The sequence below is a fragment of the Nonomuraea sp. MG754425 genome, assembly GCF_021699195.1.
In the GTDB taxonomy this organism is placed as follows: domain Bacteria; phylum Actinomycetota; class Actinomycetes; order Streptosporangiales; family Streptosporangiaceae; genus Nonomuraea.
Genome location: NZ_SSXE01000034.1, coordinates 15,342 through 31,715, shown reverse-complemented (window position 1 = coordinate 31,715; position 16,374 = coordinate 15,342). Strand labels below are relative to the sequence as shown.

12 protein-coding genes are annotated in these 16,374 nt (G+C 71.8%); 5 read left to right on the top strand and 7 right to left on the bottom strand.

Translation table 11 applies throughout. From position 1 onward, the window contains the following. Positions 1-2: 2 nt before the first annotated feature. The 4 genes from FAF44_RS14750 to FAF44_RS14735 form a co-directional block, all read right to left on the bottom strand. A complete protein-coding gene (locus FAF44_RS14750; protein ID WP_237103705.1) occupies positions 3-965 on the bottom strand; it encodes a glycosyltransferase family 2 protein in 963 nt (320 codons plus the stop codon). 45 nt (positions 966-1,010) lie between these two features. Continuing rightward, positions 1,011-3,047 carry an N-acetylneuraminate synthase family protein gene (locus FAF44_RS14745; protein WP_237103704.1) on the bottom strand — a complete coding sequence of 679 codons (2,037 nt, stop codon included), beginning with the start codon at positions 3,045-3,047 and terminating at the stop codon, positions 1,011-1,013. A gap of 72 nt (positions 3,048-3,119) precedes the next feature. After that, complete coding sequence (locus tag FAF44_RS14740) at positions 3,120-3,788, bottom strand: response regulator (protein WP_237103703.1); 669 nt, start codon at positions 3,786-3,788, stop codon at positions 3,120-3,122. After that, the gene (locus FAF44_RS14735) at positions 3,785-5,314 is read right to left on the bottom strand and encodes a sensor histidine kinase (RefSeq protein ID WP_237103702.1); all 1,530 of its coding nucleotides are present in this window, start codon (positions 5,312-5,314) and stop codon (positions 3,785-3,787) included. Before FAF44_RS14735 ends, FAF44_RS14740 begins: the two co-directional genes overlap by 4 nt. Positions 5,315-5,419: 105 nt before the next feature. Here FAF44_RS14735 and FAF44_RS14730 point away from each other — a divergent pair, with 105 nt between their 5' ends. Continuing rightward, positions 5,420-6,760 (top strand): cation:dicarboxylase symporter family transporter, encoded by a 1,341-nt coding sequence (locus FAF44_RS14730; RefSeq protein WP_237103701.1) that lies wholly within the window; start codon positions 5,420-5,422, stop codon positions 6,758-6,760. A gap of 53 nt (positions 6,761-6,813) precedes the next feature. Here the strand turns inward: FAF44_RS14730 and FAF44_RS14725 are convergent, their stop codons facing one another. From FAF44_RS14725 to FAF44_RS14715, 3 genes are all read right to left on the bottom strand, one after another. Continuing rightward, complete coding sequence (locus FAF44_RS14725; protein ID WP_237103700.1) at positions 6,814-7,632, bottom strand: SAM-dependent methyltransferase; 819 nt, start codon at positions 7,630-7,632, stop codon at positions 6,814-6,816. A 69-nt stretch (positions 7,633-7,701) separates the two neighbouring features. Continuing rightward, positions 7,702-9,051 carry a cell wall metabolism sensor histidine kinase WalK gene (locus FAF44_RS14720; RefSeq protein WP_237103699.1) on the bottom strand — a complete coding sequence of 450 codons (1,350 nt, stop codon included), beginning with the start codon at positions 9,049-9,051 and terminating at the stop codon, positions 7,702-7,704. Between the two features lie 67 nt (positions 9,052-9,118). Next, positions 9,119-10,612 (bottom strand): glycoside hydrolase family 13 protein, encoded by a 1,494-nt coding sequence (locus FAF44_RS14715; protein ID WP_237103698.1) that lies wholly within the window; start codon positions 10,610-10,612, stop codon positions 9,119-9,121. 309 nt (positions 10,613-10,921) lie between these two features. On the opposite strand from FAF44_RS14715, the gene FAF44_RS14710 reads away from it, so the two are divergent. Genes FAF44_RS14710 through FAF44_RS14695 form a run of 4 tightly spaced genes read left to right on the top strand, consistent with a single transcriptional unit; the run spans position 10,922 to position 16,363 of the window. Continuing rightward, entirely contained in the window at positions 10,922-12,169 is a 1,248-nt protein-coding gene (locus tag FAF44_RS14710; protein WP_237103697.1) for a maltose ABC transporter substrate-binding protein, read from the top strand. A gap of 4 nt (positions 12,170-12,173) precedes the next feature. Then, positions 12,174-13,742, top strand: coding sequence for an ABC transporter permease subunit (locus FAF44_RS14705; protein WP_237103696.1), 1,569 nt, complete (start codon positions 12,174-12,176; stop codon positions 13,740-13,742). Positions 13,743-13,744: 2 nt separating this feature from the next. Then, positions 13,745-14,578, top strand: a complete 834-nt coding sequence (locus FAF44_RS14700; protein ID WP_237103737.1) for a sugar ABC transporter permease — start codon at positions 13,745-13,747, stop codon at positions 14,576-14,578. Positions 14,579-14,584: 6 nt separating this feature from the next. After that, positions 14,585-16,363, top strand: a complete 1,779-nt coding sequence (locus FAF44_RS14695) for a glycoside hydrolase family 13 protein (protein ID WP_237103695.1) — start codon at positions 14,585-14,587, stop codon at positions 16,361-16,363. The last annotated feature ends 11 nt before the right edge of the window (positions 16,364-16,374 follow it).

Here is a 16,374-nt window from a genome sequence, read left to right as displayed (position 1 = left end):
CTTCAGGACTCCTCCCGGTCGCGGCGGACCCGGACGTGCGGGCTGGGGGGCAGGTCGGGCACCAGGGCCCGCAGGACGGCCGCGCGTTCGACGGACATCCGCGACACCGAGTCGGTCACCAGCTCCGGCGGCAGCGCCCGCACCATCTGCGCGCCGCGCTCCCCGAAGCGGGCCCGCAACTCCGGCGTGAGCCGGTCGCCGATCTCCAGATGGTGGGCGAGCAGTGCGCAGAAGTTCCGCGTGGCCTTCGGCAGGAACTCCGGTTCCAGGTCCTTGAAGACCAGCTCGAACGCGTCGAAGAAGTGCAGTTGGCGCTCGTCGCCCACCTGCGTGAGCGACCCCGGCACCATGCGCCGGTAGAACACCCCCGCCAGCGACGCCACCGCGAACGTGGCGGCCTCCCGGTGCAGCCGCCAGATCCACGGCCGGTCCTCGGCCGTGTGCAGGGAGCCGGGGAAGTGCAGCAGGTCGCCCAGGGAACGCCGGTAGACGCCGGCCCAGGCGTACGGGTAGTCCACCATGGTGCGCACCCCGGCCGGCAGGATGGCCTCACGAGGGTCGAGCACCACGCCCCGCCGCGCCTGCGGAGCGCGGTGCACGACCCGCTTGCGGCCCTCGGCCTGCACGTGGTCCACGCGCACGAAGTCGCAGCCGAGCCCGTCGATCACCTCGACGAGCCGGGCCAGGTAGCCGGGGGCGAGCCAGTCGTCGCCGTCCATGTACGTGACGTACCGGCCGGTCGCGATTGACAGGCCCGTGTTGCGCGCGTCCGCCAGCCCCAGCGGGGCGGGGTTGCGCACCACGACCAGGCCGGGCAGCTCACCGATGAAGTCATCGATGATCGCGCCCGTGGCGTCCACGGACCCGTCGTTCACGACGATGAACTCGAAGTCGTCGCGCCGGTTGCGCGCCAGGGAGGTGAGCGCGTCGGCGATGAACCGCTCGCCGTCCCGGATGGGCACCACGACCGAGAGTGTGATCAATGTGTTGGTTCTTCCTGATGGGAACGGTCAGACGGTCACCCGGCGCAGGCGGGCCTTCGGAGCCTCCTCACCGGGGAAGACCCGCTTGACGCCGTCACCCAGCGCCTGCTCGATGATGCGGATGTCGCGGACGAGGTGCTCCAGCCCGGACGGCTCCAGCGAGGCGGCGTGGTCGGAGCCCCACATGGTGCGGTCGAGGGTGATGTGCCGCTCCACGCAGACCGCGCCGAGCGTGACCGCGGCCAGCGAGATCTGCAGCCCGCGCTCGTGGCCCGAGTAGCCGACGGGGACGCCGTAGCGCTCCTTGAGCGCGGTGATCGTCCGCAGGTTCGCCTCCTCGGGCGGCAGCGGGTACGTGGACGTGGCGTGCATCATGATCAGCTTCTCGGTGCCGAGGATCTCGACGGCCGCGTCGATCTCCGGCAGCGTGGACATGCCGGTCGAGAGGATCAGCGGCTTGCCGGTGGCGGCCAGGGCACGCAGCAGTTCGTGGTCGGCCACGCTGGCCGAGGCCACCTTGTGCACCAGGACGTCCATCTCCTCCAGGAACTCCACCGACGGCACGTCCCACGGGGAGGCGAACCAGTGCAGCCCGCGCTCGTCGCAGTACTTCGCGATCTGCGTGTACTCGTCGCGGCCGAACTCGGTGCGCTCCTTGTACTCCAGGTACGTCATCTCGCCCCACGGCGTCTGGCGGATCTGGCCCTTCTGCTCCTCCGGCACGCAGATCGCGGGCGTGCGCTTCTGGAACTTCACCGCCTGGCAGCCGGCCTCGGCCGCCACGTCGATGAGCTGCCTGGCCAGGTCGATGTCGCCGTTGTGGTTGATGCCGATCTCGCCGATGACGTACACCGGCTCGCCGTCGCCGACCGGCACGTCACCGATCGCCACCGGCCCGAACCGCGGTCTCGCGCGCACCTCCACGGGGGCCGGCTCGGGACGGGCGGCCACCACGCGCTCGCACAGCTCGCGCACCGCCCCGCTGCCGCCGGCGCTGGTCAGCACCACGCGGGCGGCGGCCCGCACCCGCGGGTGGGCGTCGGGGGTGGCGACGGGCCAGCCGACCTCGCCCATCGGGCCCAGGTCGTTGACGTCGTTGCCGACGTAGGCCACGCGGGCCGGGTCGAGGCCCTCGATGCGCAGCCAGTCGCGCAGCACGGTGCGCTTGTCGGCCAGCCCCTGCAGCACGGGCACGCCGAGCTTGCGGGCGCGGGCGGCCACCACCGGGTTCTGCTCGGTGGACATGATCAGCACTTTGACGCCGGAGCGCCGCAGCAGCGAGACGCCCATCCCGTCGGAGCGGCTGACCAGCACCATCTCGCGGCCCTCGGAGTCGACGTAGGCGCGGTCGTCGGTGTGCACGCCGTCGAAGTCGGTGATGACCGCGTCCACGTCGATCGGCTCAGGCAGGTCGATGAACGGGGCGAGGGCGCGCACGAGCTCGAGGTCCTCCGGGTTGTCGATCTCGATGGCGTGCTTGACGGGCACCGGCTGGACGGCGATCTCGCCGAAGAAGCGGTGGCCGTGCGCGCGCAGGCCCGCGGTGCGCATGACGTAGAACGCGCCGTTCTCGCGGAACTCCGGCGCGCGGTCCTGGCGGCGCTGCCTGACGGCCGGGTCGTGGTTGACGCCGGAGCCGCCGGCCGTCCAGAGGAACTCGTGCGTGGGCAGGCCCGACACCACGGCGTCGGCCTCGCCGTCGAGCACCTTGCGCACCGCCGCCGACAGGTCATCGGGGTCGATGAACGCGCTGGTCGCCTGGACCAGCACGACGATCTCGGGGTCCGCGCCCAGGGCGTCGAGCGCGTGCAGCACCGCGGACTCGCTGGAGGCGGTGGCGCCGCTCAGCTCCTCCGGGCGCTCGACCACGATCGCGCCCGCCTGCCTGGCGGTCTCGGCGATCCCGTCGTGGTCGGTGCTGACCACGACCTGGTCCACCAGCTCGGCACGCAGGCAGGCCCGCACCGCCCGGGTGACCAACGGAACGCCCCCGACCAGGGCGAGGTTCTTCAGGGGTACGCCCGCTGAACCTCCGCGGGCGGGAACAACGGCCAGGACTCGCAACTGTGTCTCCTCAGTGCATCGGATTGCACCCAGAAGCTAGAGGGCCGGATTGAACGGCCAGCGTCACCGCCATTAACTTTCCATGGGGATCCGGTAGAGCAACTCTGGCCGGCCCACTCCGCCGTAGCGCGGCAGGCGGACCGCGACCCCCAGCTCCACCAGGTACTCCAGGTATCTGCGCGCGGTCACACGGGACACCCCCATCGCGTCCGCCACCCCCTGCGCGGCCATTCCCTCCGGGCGCTCGCGCAACCGCGCGGCCACCGTGTCCAGGGTGTCGCGGGCCATGCCTTTCGGCAGCTCCGAGGGGCCGCGCAGGGCGCCGAGCACCCGATCCACGTCACCCTGCCCGACCGCCAGGCCCGCCTCCTCCTTGAACCGGGCGTAACGCGTCAGCTTCTCGGCCAGTGTCGCGAAGGTGAACGGCTTGAGCAGGTACTGGGAGACCCCCAGCGACACCGCCGACCGGACCATGGCCAGATCGCGGGCCGAGGTCACCGCGATCACGTCGCACATCAGGCCGCCCGCCCGCACCGCCCGGCACACGTCCAGGCCGTGCATGTCGGGCAGGTACAGGTCGAGCAGGACGAGGTCCACCGGCCGCCCGCGCAGGAAGCGCAGCGCCTGCGCGCCGGACCTGGCCACCCCGGCCACCTCGAAGCCCGGCACCCGCCCGACGTAGATGCGGTTCGCCTCGGCGGTGATCTCCTCGTCCTCCACCACCAGCACCGAGAACGTCATCGGACGTGCTCCGGAACCGGCAGCCGCACGGTGAACACCGATCCTGACGATGGCCCTTTCTCCGGGCCATTCTCCGGGCCCGTCATCTCGATCGTGCCGCCGAGCCGCCGCACCGCCTGCCCCACCAGCGCCAGCCCGAGCCCGTGACCGTCGCCCTTGGTGGTCCAGCCCTTCTCGAACGCGCCCCGGTCGGCCAGCCCCGGGCCGTCGTCGGCCACCCTGAGCAGCACGCCCCGCTCGTCCGCGCTCAGGTGCACCTCCACCCGCGAGGCCGCGTCGATCGCGTTGTCGATCAGGTTCCCCAGGATCGTGACCAGCTCGCGGGCGTCCAGGCCCAGATCGTCCAGCTCGCTGTCGTCGCTGATCACCAGCTCCGCGCCGCGCTCGGCCGCCTCGGCGCTCTTGCCCAGCAGCAGCGCCGCCAGCACCGGCTCGCGCACCGCGCCCACCACCCGGTCGGTCAGCTCCTGCGCGGCCCGCAACTCGGCCGTGCCCAGCGCCACCGCCTGCTCGGTGCGGCCCAGCTCCACCAGCGTGATCACCGTGTGCAGCCGGTTGGCCGCCTCGTGCGCCGCCGAGCGCAGCGTCTCGGCGAAGCCGCGCTCCGCGTCGAGCTGGCCGCTCAGCGCCTGCAACTCGGTGTGGTCGCGGACGGTGACGACCGTGCCGAGCCTGCTGACGGCGCTGTTGACGGCCAGCACCCGGTCGCCCACCAGGTGGATGCGCTCCTCGTCGTCGGCCAGCACCTCGGCCAGGCCCAGCTCCCGCACGTGCCGCCCCTCGGCGTCGGCGGGCAGGTCCAGCAGCAGCCGGGCCGCGTCGTTGCACAGCGTCAGCGTGCCCTCCCGGCCGACCAGCAGCAGGCCCTCCCTGACGGCGTGCAGGACCGCGTCGTGGTGCTCGTGGATGCGGCCCAGCTCGACCGGGCCCAGGCCGTGCGTCTGGCGGCGCAGCCGTACGGTGACCAGCCAGGTGCCGGCCGCGCCCAGGCCGAGCGCCAGCGCCACGATGAGGCCGCCCCAGGCGAGCTGGTCGCGCAGCCTGGCGCTGATCCGGTCGATCGTGATCCCGGCGCTGACCAGCGCCCGCACCCGCCCGCCGGCCATGACCGGCGTCACCGCCCGCTTCGACGCGCCGAGCGTGCCGGTGTAGGTCTCCGTGAACGTCTCGCCGCGCAGCGCCCGCTCGATGTGGCCGAGGAAGCGCCGGCCGATCTCGGACTCGTTCGGATGGGTGTAGCGGGTGCCGTCCGGCTTCATGATGGTGATGAAGTCGACCCCCGTCGCCACGCGCACCCGCTGCGCGTACGGCTGCAGCCGCGCGGTCGGGTCCGGCTCGCCGAGCGCCTCCAGCACGTCCGGCGAGGCGGCCACCGCCACGGCCGCGGCGGTGGCCGTGGCCCCCGCCTCCTCTGTGAGCAGCTCGTGCGCCTGCACCAGGGCGAGCGTCGCGCCGCCCGTCGCGGTGACGGCGACCACGAGCAACTGCAGCACCAGCATCTGGCCCGCCAGGCTCCAGCCCCGCATCCGGGTTCCTTTCATGTACGAAACTTACGCAATGGTGACCTGCATCACTCTGACCCGCATAGTCGCACAACGAGAAGGTCACTCAAACCGCCGGAGAACCCCCCTATGCGTGATCGCACCCGCTACCTCTATCTGGCCGTCATCGTGGCGGTCCTGTTCGGGATCCTGGTCGGCTTCATCTGGCCCGACCTGGGCAGAGAGCTCAAACCCCTCGGCACCGGCTTCGTCGCGCTGATCCAGATGGTGATCGGCCCGATCATCTTCTGCACGATCGTGCTCGGCATCGGCTCCGTACGCCAGGCCGCCCAGGTCGGCAAGGTCGGCGGGCTCGCCCTCGGCTACTTCATCGCCATGTCCACGGTCGCCCTGATCATCGGCCTGGCCGTGGGCAACGTCATCGACCCGGGCTCGGGCCTGCAACTCACCGAGACCGCCAAGGAGGCCGCCGAGGCCGAGGCGGCCAAGGTCGCGGAGGCCAGCACGGTCGACTTCCTGCTCGGCATCATCCCCAAGACGGTGGTCTCGGCGCTCACCGACGGCTCGGTGCTCCAGGCGCTGCTGGTCGCGCTGCTCGCCGGCTTCGCGCTGCAGGCCATGGGGGCCAAGGGCGCGCCGATCCTGCGGGGCGTGGAGCACTTCCAGCGGCTCGTGTTCCGCATCCTCGCCATGATCATGTGGGCGGCGCCGGTGGGCGCGTTCGGCGCGATCGCCGCCGTCGTGGGCGCCACCGGCATCGAGGCGCTCAAGAGCCTGGCCATCATCATGATCGCCTTCTACGTGACGTGCCTGCTGTTCGTCGGCGTGGTGCTCGGCACGATCCTGTGGCTGGTGGCCCGGATCAACCTGTGGTCGCTGCTGCGCTACCTCGGCAGGGAGTTCCTGCTCATCCTGTCCACGTCGTCGTCGGAGACGGCCCTGCCCCGGCTCATCGCGAAGATGGAGCACCTGGGCGTGAGCAAGACCGTGGCCGGCATCACCGTGCCGACCGGCTACTCCTTCAACCTCGACGGCACCGCCATCTACCTGACCATGGCCACGCTGTTCATCGCCACGGCCACCGGGTCGCCGCTGGAGTTCGGCGAGCAGGTCGCGCTGCTGCTGTTCATGATGGTCGCCTCGAAGGGCGCCGCCGGCGTCACCGGGGCGGGCCTGGCCACGCTCGCCGGCGGCCTGCAGGCGCACCGGCCCGAGCTGGTGGACGGGGTCGGCCTCATCGTGGGCATCGACCGGTTCATGTCGGAGGCGCGGGCGCTGACCAACTTCGCCGGCAACGCCGTCGCCACCGTGCTCGTGGGCACCTGGACCGGGGAGTTCGACCGGGACCGGGCCGAGCGGGTGCTGGCCGGGCAGGCGCCGTTCGACGAGGCCAGGCTGCTCGACGAGGACGACGACACGGACGGGGAGGACGGGCCGCGCGAGCAGGCCAAGGAGATGTCACCCGCCTGACCGCCCCGCTCCCGCCGCCCCCGTGCCACCGGTGCGCGGGGGCGGTCAGGGGGTCACGGCTTGCGGCCGATGCCCGCGTACGCCATGCGGGCCAGGTCCTCGTCCACGAAGACGGGGTTGGCCGGGTCGGTGAACGGCCAGATCTGGTGCGGCGGCAGCCCCGAGGCCAGGCCGGGCGGGATGAGCTCGAAGTCGCCGAAGAAGGCGGCGATCTCCTTGCCCGGCCGCGGCGTGAAGTCCGCGTTGGCCTTGCGGTAGAACTCCGTGACCTGCGCCGCGCGCTCGGTCGCCACGTCGTTGGTGACGTGCGAGATGGCCAGGTAGCTGCCCGGCGCCAGCGCGTCCCGGTAGGCGGCCACGAACCGCTGCGGGTCGTCCTGCTCGCCGATGAGGTGCAGGACGAACATCATGAGCACCGCCACCGGCCGGTCGAAGTCGATCAGCCCGCGCACTTCCGGGTCGGCGAGGATCTCCTCCGGCCTGCGGCAGTCGCCCAGCACCATCGCCACCCGGTTCGGGTCGGCCAGCAGCGCCCGGCCGTGCGTGGCCACCACCGGGTCGCTGTCCACGTACACCACGCGGGCCTCGGGGGCGTGGCGCAGCGCGACCTCGTGCACGTTCTCCTGCGCGGGCAGGCCCGAGCCCAGATCGAGGAACTGGGTGATGCCCTGGTCGCACAGGTAGCGCACCACCCGGCCGATCAGCCCCCGGTTCTCCCTGGTGCCCTCGCGCACCTCCGGCATCACGCTCAGCACCATGTCGCCCAGGTCCCGGTCGGACTTGAAGTTGTCCTTGCCGCCGAGAAAGTAGTCATACATCCGCGCCGCGTTGGGGATGTGGGGGTTCACGCCCTGCGGCGCCTGCTCCGTCATGCGCTCCATGATCCAGGACCGAGGCGGGGGAAATCTAGCGAAACGTCGCGATCGTCCCGCAGCGAACGGTCACACGGCGGGCAGGCGCAGGACGAAACGGGCACCGCCCGGGTAGTCCTCGACGCAGATCCGGCCACGGTGCGCCATCGCCACGTCGCGGGCGATGGCCAGGCCGAGCCCGGTCCCGCCCGCGTCGCGGCTGCGGGCGGCGTCCAGGCGGGTGAAGCGCTCGAAGATGCGCTCGCGGTCGGCCTCGGCGATCTCCATCCCGTCGTTCTCGACCGCCAGCACCGCCGTGCCCGGGTCGCCCTCGGCGCGCGCGACCGTGACCCGGACGGTGTGCTCGGCGTGCCGCTGGGCGTTGTCCAGCAGGTTCGTCAGGACCCGCGTCAGTTGCAGCCGCACCCCCTCGACCACCACCCCGTCCTCCAGCTCCACCTGCACGGGCAGCTTGTCGCTGCGCACGGCGAGTTCCTCGCGGACCAGGTCGGCCAGATCGACGCGCTCCTTGGCCACGTCCACCCGGGAGCCGATCCGGGCCAGCAGCAGCAGGTCCGTGATGATCGCCTCCAGCCGGTCGGTGTCGCGCAGCGCGCTCTCCACCAGCGCCTCCAGGTCGGTGTCCTGCGGGTAGAGCTGGGCGCTCTCCAACTGGGCGCGCAGCCCGGCGATCGGGGTGCGCAGCTCGTGGGAGGCGTCGGAGGCGAACTGGCGCTGCTGCTCGGCCGAGCGCTCCAGCCGGGCCAGGGTGCCGTTGACGGAATGGGCGAGCTGGGCCACCTCGTCGTCGCCGGCGGGCTCGGTGACGCGGTGGCTGAGGTCGGCCGCGTGCACGGCGTCGAGCTCGGCCCGCATGGTGGCCACCGGCCGCAGCGCCCGCCCGGTGACCAGCCAGGTGGCCCACGCCGTCAGCCCGATGAGCAGGGCGATCTCCGCGAACACGATGAGGTCGAGGGTGCGGGAGGTGAGCAGTTCGGGGGTGCTGCGGCCGGCGTAGACGATGGGGGAGTCGGCGAAGATGCTCACCCGCACCGCCGACAGGTACACGCACTCGGTCGGCAGGCAGCTCGTGGTGTTGATCACCCGGTTCTCGGCGGTCGGGCGCACGTCGCTGAGCGGCGGCAGGTTCCTGGCCGCGTCGCTCGTGGACAGCAGCCGCCCGTCGGGGCCGACCACCTGGATCAGGTCCACCGACGGGTTCGGCACCGGGATGGCCGCGCCCAGGGGCAGCGCGCCGCCGCGCATCTCGTACGCGATCCGCTCGGCCGTGTCCCTGGTCTCGTCGAACACGTTGGAGGCGATCACGGACCGGGTCACGACCACGCCGCCGACGCCCACGGGGACGAGCACGAGGGCGGCTACGGCCGTCGCGATGAGGGTGACGCGCCCCCGCAGGGACCTGGCCCACCAGGGTGCCATCCCACGAGGCTACCGAGAGTGATCGCCGACAATTGCCGCGTAAGGGGAAAGCTTTCCCCAACCCCGCTCAGCGCTGCAGCCAGAGCGTGGCGTCCGGAGGGAGCACGCCAGGCTCCGGCAGCGGGCCGCTGGACAGCAGCACCTCGCCCGGCACGTCCAGGCGCACCGGCTCCTCGCCCGTGTTGAGCGCCACGACCAGGCCCGGCTCGCGCTCGATGAGCAGCACGTCCTTGGGGGAGTCGAGCCACGCGAGCGGGCCGCCGCCGAGCGCGGGGTGCCGCCTGCGCAGGGCGAGCGCGGCCCGGTAGAGGTTCAGCGTGGAGGCGGGGTCGTCCTCCTGGGCCTCGGCCGACAGCTCCGCCCAGCCGGCGGGGATCGGCAGCCACGGGTCGCGCCAGCCGAGGTCGCCGCCGGCGGTCCAGGGCAGCGGCACCCGGCAGCCGTCGCGGCTCTCGCCCCGGTGCCGGAACGCGGGGTCCTGGCGCAGCTCGTCCGGCAGGTCGAGCACCTCGGGCAGGCCGAGCTCCTCGCCGTTGTAGAGGTAGGCCGAGCCGGGCAGCGCCAGCATGAGCAGGGTGGCCGCGCGGGCGCGGGCCAGGCTGCCGTGCCGGGTGACGTGGCGGGGCTTGTCGTGGTTGGACAGCACCCAGGTGGTGGGCGCGCCGACCAGCTCGGCCTCGCGCAGCGACTTCTCGATGACGGTCCGGAACGACTTGGCGTGGAAGTCCGCCATCATGAACTCGAAGTTGAACGCCTGGTGCAGCTCGTCCGGCCCCACATAGCGGGCCAGCCGCTCGGGCGAGGACACCCACGCCTCGGCGACGGCCATCCGCCCGCCCGGGTAGGAGTCGAGGATCGGCCGCCACTCGCGGTAGATGTCGTGCACGCCGTCCTGGTCGAAGTACGGCACCTGCTCGTCGCCGAGCATCTCGGCCTGCGGGCCGTCCTTCTGGCCCACGTCCGGCAGGCCCTCGGCCTTGATCATGCCGTGCGCCACGTCGACGCGGAAGCCGTCCACGCCCCGGTCGAGCCAGAAGCGCAGGATGTCGCGGAACTCGGCGCGCACCTCGGGGTTGGCCCAGTTGAGGTCCGGCTGCTCGGGGGCGAACAGGTGCAGGTACCACTGGCCGTCCTCGACCTGGGTCCAGGCGCTGCCGCCGAAGATCGACTCCCAGTCGTTGGGCCGGTCGCGGAAGACGTAGCGGTCGCGCAGCCCGGCCTGGAACCAGGGGTGCTGGTCGGAGGAGTGGTTCGGCACCAGGTCGGCGATGATCCGGATGCCCCGGGCGTGGGCGTCGGCGACGAGCGCGTCGAAGTCGGCGAGCGTGCCGAACATGGGGTCCACGTCGCGGTAGTCGGCGACGTCGTAGCCGCCGTCGGCCATGGGGGAGGTGTAGAAGGGGCTCAGCCAGAGGGCGTCCACGCCGAGCCGGGCGAGGTAGTCCAGCCGCTGGCGGACGCCTTCCAGGTCGCCCATGCCGTCGCCGTCGGCGTCGGCGAAGCTTCGCGGGTACACCTGGTACACGACGGCGTCACGCCACCAGTCGTCGTTGCCGAGCATGGCTGTCCTTCCCCGGATGGCCCGAGCTGTCGGGTGATGTCGCGGTCAACGATGTCGCGATCATCCGCAAACGGTCAAGCGCAAGTTGCGGAAACTTGCGACCGCGCCCATCAGGATACGAGAGCCCGTCACGAGGTCAGACGCGATGCGCGGATGTGGATCAGGTAACGCTCTTTCGCAAGTTCTTCCAATTCTTGCAAAGAGCCGCTAACGTCCCGGAAACGTTCAAGGTTTCCCCCGGCGGCGCGCGCCGCGCCGCCCTTCTTCCGTGACCTCGGGAGGTCCCCCATGCGCATGCGGGCTCTGGGTGTGGCAACACTCGCGACCCTGGCGTTCACCGCGACGGCGTGCGGCAGTTCCCAACCGGCCGCTCCGGCGGCGAGCGCCGGCGCGTCCTCCTCGGCCCCGGCCGTCGGCGGCGGCACCCTCGTGATCTGGGCCGACCCCCCGCGGGTCAAGCCGCTCAAGCCCTTCGCCGACCGGTTCGGCGCCGAGAACGGCGTCACCGTCGAGGTGAAGGAGATCAGCAAGGACAACCAGGTGACCTTCCTGACCGCCTCCCAGCAGGGCAGCGGCCCGGACATCATGATCGGCGCCCACGACTGGATCGGGAACCTGGTGCAGAACGGCGCCATCGACCCGGTCACGCTCACCGAGGAGCAGAAGGCGTCGTTCTCCGCCAAGGCCGTACAGGCCGTGACGTTCGACGGGCAGATCTACGGAGCCCCGTACGCGCTGGAGAACATCGCCCTGATCCGCAACACCGACCTCGCCCCCGACGCCCCCGCCACCATCGAGGACATGGTCGAGCAGGGCAAGGCGCTCAAGAAGGACGGCAAGGTCGACGAGGTGCTGTGCATCCCCGTCGGCCAGAAGGGCGACGCCTTCCACGTCTACCCGATCTTCGCCTCGGGCGGCGGCGCGCTGTTCGGCGCCACCCCCTCCGGCGACCCCGACCCCAAGCAGGTGCTGCTCGGCTCGGAGGGCTCGGTCAAGGCGTTCGGCAAGCTCAAGGAGCTCGGCGAGAAGGGCGACGGCGCGCTGCGCACCTCCCTGACCAACGAGAACTACATCGTCAACTTCGCCGGCGGCAAGTGCGCCTACCTCGTCTCGGGCCCGTGGGCGATCAGCGAGGTCAAGAAGGCCGGCGTCGCCTACGACATCAGCGCCGTCCCGCCGTTCGAGGGCGGCCAGGCAGCCACCCCGTTCGTCGGCGTGCAGACCTTCTTCGTGGCCTCCAAGGGCAAGAACAAGGCCCTGGCCCAGGAGTTCGTCGCCAACTACGTGACGAACAAGGACGTCGCCAAGGCCCTGTACGAGGCCGACCCGCGGCCCCCGGCGCTGACCGCCGCCCTGGAGGAGGTACGGGCGAGCGACCCGGACGCCGGCAAGTTCCTCGACGCCGGCAAGGACGGCCTGCCGATGCCCGCCATCCCCGAGATGGCCGCCATCTGGGAGCCGTTCGGCATCGCCGAGAACGCCGTGGTCAAGGGCGGCGACGCGGCCAAGGCCGCCACGGCGGCGCAGAAGGCCATCGACGGCTCGCTCAAGAACTGACGTCATGGCTCTCGACGCGCGAGAGGCCACGCGGGCGAGCGCGCACGCACGGCCCCGCCGGGAGATCACCACGGCGTTCGTGGTGAGCAGGATCGCGGTGCTCGCCGTGACCGCCGCGATCCTGCTCTACGCCGCGCCGCCGCTGGCCGCCACCGGGTCGTGGGTCGCGCTCGGGCTGCTGTGCGCCGTGAGCGCGACCGCCGCCTGGCTCTACCTGACCCGGCGCTTCATCCCGGCCAAGTACCTCATCCCCGGCACCGTCTTCCTCGTCGCCTTCCAGGTGTTCCCGGTGGTCTACACCCTGACCACCGCGTTCACCAACTTCGGCGACGGGCACCGCGGCGACAAGGCCGAGGCCGTCACCGCCATCGAGACCGGCTCGGTCCGGCAGGCGCCCGGCTCGCCCGAGTACACCATGACCGTGGCGCTGCGCGGCGACGAGCTGGTGTTCCTGCTCGTGGACCCGGCCACCAAGCAGGTCTCGCTGGGCGCGGCCGGCGGCCTCACCCCGCTCGACGGCGCCCGGCTCGGCGCCACCGGCAAGGTGCTCGCCGCGCCCGGCGTGAGCGTGCTCAAGGCACCCGAGGCCGCCGCGCGCGGGCCGGAGATCTCCGCGCTGGCCGTCCCCACCCCCGGCGGCCTGATCAAGGCCAACGGCCTCAGCCGCGCCGTCGAGGGCAAGGCCACGCTCGGGTACGACGCCACGTGCGACTGCGTACGCGGCGACGGCGGCACCTGGACGGCCGACGAGAGCCGCGGCTACTTCGTCAATGCCAAGGGCGAGAACCTTTCGCAGGGCTGGCAGGTCAACGTCGGCCTGGACAACTTCTCGCGAGTGCTGACGAACCCCACCATCTCCGGGCACTTCGCGGGCGTCCTCGGCTGGAACCTGGTCTTCGCCCTCGCCTCGGTGGTCGGCTGCTTCGCCCTCGGCATGGGGGTCGCCCTGGCCCTGCACCATCCGCGCATGCGCGGCACCCGCGTCTACCGGATCGTGCTGATCCTGCCGTACGCCATGCCCGCCTTCGCCATGCTGCTGGTCTGGCGCGACATGTTCAACCGCGACTTCGGCCTGATCAACCAGCTCCTCGGCACCGAGATCGACTGGCTCGGCCAGACCATGACCGCCCGGTTCGGCGTCATCCTGGTCAACCTCTGGCTCGGCTTCCCGTACATGTTCCTCGTCACCACCGGGGCGCTGCAGGCCATCCCGCGCGAGCTGACCGAGGCCGCCTCCATCGACGGGGCCGCGCCCTGGACGGCCTTCCGCCGGGTCACGCTGCCGCTGCTGCTCGTCGCGCTCACGCCGCTGCTGATCTCGTCGTTCGCCTTCAACTTCAACAACTTCAACGCCATCGCGCTCACCACCGACGGCGGCCCGTTCCCCGCCGAGAGCCCGCAGGTGGGCGGCACCGACCTGCTCATCACCTACACCTTCAGGCTGGCCTTCGGCGCGGGCGGCGCGCAGTTCGGCTTCGCCGCGGCGATCTCGGTGTTCATCTTCGCCATCGTGGCCGTCATCTCGGCCGTGGCGTTCCGCCGCACCCGCAGGCAGGAGGAGGTCTACGCGTGAGGATGACGCTCCGGCACGTCTTCGTGCTCGCCGTGTGCGCGTTCGCGGTCTTCCCGATTCTCTTCGTGGTCTCGGCCGCGCTCAACCCGATGGGCACGCTGGCCTCCACCTCGCTGCTGCCCGCCGGCGCGAGCGCGGACAACTTCGCGAACCTGCTGACCTCCGACGCCTACCCCTTCGGACGGTGGTTCCTCAACTCGGTGTTCATCGCGCTGGCCTCGTCGTTCGCGAGCCTGCTGCTGTCGATGCTGGCCGCCTACGCCTTCAGCCGGATGCGCTTCGCCGGCCGCCGGGCCGGCATGATGGCGCTGCTGCTCATCCAGATGTTCCCGCAGTTCCTCGCCATCGTGACGATCTTCATGATCTTCACCGAGGTGACCGAGCTCTACCCCGCCTTCGGCTTCAACACCGCGTGGGGCCTGCTGCTGCTCTACCTCGGCGGCGCGCTCGGCGTGAACACCTGGCTGATGAAGGGCTTCCTCGACACCGTGCCCAAGGAGCTCGACGAGGCCGCCACCATGGACGGCGCCTCGCACGCCCAGATCTTCTGGCGCGTCATCATGCCGCTGGTCACGCCGATCCTCGCGGTCACCGCACTGCTGGCGTTCATCGGCACCATGAGCGAGTTCCTCATGGCCAACGTGTTCCTGCGCGACACCGAGAGCAAGACCCTCGCCGTCGGCATGTACGGCATGATCGCCGGCGACCACCGCAACGCGAACTTCGGCATGTTCGCCGCCGGCACGCTGATCACCGCCGTTCCCACGGTCGGTGTGTTCCTCTGGTTGCAGAAGTACATCGTCTCCGGCCTGACCGCCGGGGCAGTCAAGGGATAGGAACCCGTGCTGCGTCATCTCGGGGAGCCGCATCACGACGGCTCGGCACTGTACGTCCCCGACCAGCGCCCCACGCTCGGGGCGCGGGTCACGCTCTGGCTGCGCGCGCCGCGGGCCGCCGGCGTCACCGCCGTGCTCGTACGCGCGGTGCACGACGGCGAGCCGCGCTACGCCGAGGCCGCCGTGGACCCCGGCCGGCAGGCGACCGGCTACGGCAGGACCGACGACTGGTGGCGGGCCGAGATCACCGCCGTCAACCCCGTCACCCCGTACCGTTTCCTGCTGCGCACCGCGACCGGCCAGCAGTGGCTGACCGCGGCCGGGCTGACCGGCCACGACGTCACCGACGCCGGCGACTTCCGGCTGGTCTGCCACCAGGCGCCCCCGGAGTGGATGCCGGACGCGATCGTCTACCAGATCTTCCCCGACCGCTTCGACCGCTCCGGGCCGATGGCCGACGTGCCCGACTGGGCGCTGCCGCGCGACTGGGACCGCGACCCGGTCATCCCCAGCGGCCACGGCACCGCCGAGCAGTTCTACGGCGGCGACCTCGACGGCGTCACCAGGCGGCTCGACCACGTCCAGAGCCTCGGCGTGGACACCGTCTACCTGACGCCGATCTTCCCCGCCCGCTCCAACCACCGCTACAACGCCTCGACGTTCGAGCACGTGGACCCGCTGCTCGGCGGCGACGAGGCCCTGCGCCGGCTGTCGGACGCGGTGCACGCGCGCGGCATGCGGCTGCTCGGCGACGTCACCACCAACCACTGCGGCGACACGCACGAGTGGTTCACCGCGGCCGTCTCCGACGTGCACGCGCCCGAGCGCGAGATGTTCTACTTCGACCCGGAGACGGGCGGCTACGCGTCGTGGTGGGGCTTCAAGAGCCTGCCCAAGCTCAACTGGGGCAGCGAACGCGTCCGCGCCGGCATGACGGCGGTGCTGAAGAAGTGGCTCGGCCCGTTCGACGGCTGGCGGGTGGACGTGGCCAACATGACCGGCAGGCACGCCGGCGACGACCACAACCACGAGGTGGCCGCCCGGCTGCGCGCCGAACTCGGCCCCGGCGTCGCCCTCATCGCCGAGCACAACCACGACGCCACCCGCGACCTCGACCTCGACGGCTGGCACGGCACCATGAACTACGGCGGCTTCACCCGTCCCGTCTGGGCCTGGCTGCGCGGCCCCGACCTCGACCTCGACCACTTCCTCGGCGTCCCCGGCGGCGTGCCCCGGCGCGACGGCACGCAGGCGCTGGCCACCTACCGGGCGTTCGCCTCGCAGATGTCGTGGCGCTCGCTCGTGCACTCCTGGCAGCTCCTCGACTCGCACGACACCCCCCGGATCCGCACCGTGACCGGCTCGCGCGAGCGCCACCTGCTCGCCCTCGGCCTGCAGGCCACGCTGCCAGGCACGCCCATGGTGTTCGCCGGCAGCGAGTTCGGCCTGACCGGCGTCAACGGCGAGCACTCCCGCACCCCGATGCCCTGGAACCGGCCCGCCGACCAGGACCTGCGCACGCTGGCCGGCTACCGCGACCTGCTCGGGCTGCGCCGGGCCGAGCCCGCCCTGCGCCGCGGCGGCCTGCGCTGGCTGCACGCCGACGCCGACTGCCTGGTCTTCGCCCGCGAGACGGAGGAGGAGACGATCCTCGTGGCCGCCCGCCGCGCGCCCGGCCGGCCGCTGGCCATCGGCACGCACGCCACCGGCCTCTACAACGCCCAGGACGGCGACGTCGTCCCGGGGGACGGACCTTCTCTGCGTATGTGGCGCCTCACACACTGATCACGCTACGG

Bases quoted from the DNA above. Each gene is read 5' to 3' on its own strand.
- FAF44_RS14730 (WP_237103701.1), top strand. From the start codon at position 5,420: ATGCGTGATCGCACCCGCTACCTCTATCTGGCCGTCATCGTGGCGGTC.
- FAF44_RS14700 (WP_237103737.1), top strand. From the start codon at position 13,745: ATGACGCTCCGGCACGTCTTCGTGCTCGCCGTGTGCGCGTTCGCGGTC.
- FAF44_RS14715 (WP_237103698.1), bottom strand. From the start codon at position 10,612: ATGCTCGGCAACGACGACTGGTGGCGTGACGCCGTCGTGTACCAGGTG.
- FAF44_RS14720 (WP_237103699.1), bottom strand. From the start codon at position 9,051: ATGGCACCCTGGTGGGCCAGGTCCCTGCGGGGGCGCGTCACCCTCATC.
- FAF44_RS14725 (WP_237103700.1), bottom strand. From the start codon at position 7,632: ATGACGGAGCAGGCGCCGCAGGGCGTGAACCCCCACATCCCCAACGCG.
- FAF44_RS14740 (WP_237103703.1), bottom strand. From the start codon at position 3,788: ATGACGTTCTCGGTGCTGGTGGTGGAGGACGAGGAGATCACCGCCGAG.
- FAF44_RS14735 (WP_237103702.1), bottom strand. From the start codon at position 5,314: ATGCGGGGCTGGAGCCTGGCGGGCCAGATGCTGGTGCTGCAGTTGCTC.
- FAF44_RS14705 (WP_237103696.1), top strand. From the start codon at position 12,174: ATGGCTCTCGACGCGCGAGAGGCCACGCGGGCGAGCGCGCACGCACGG.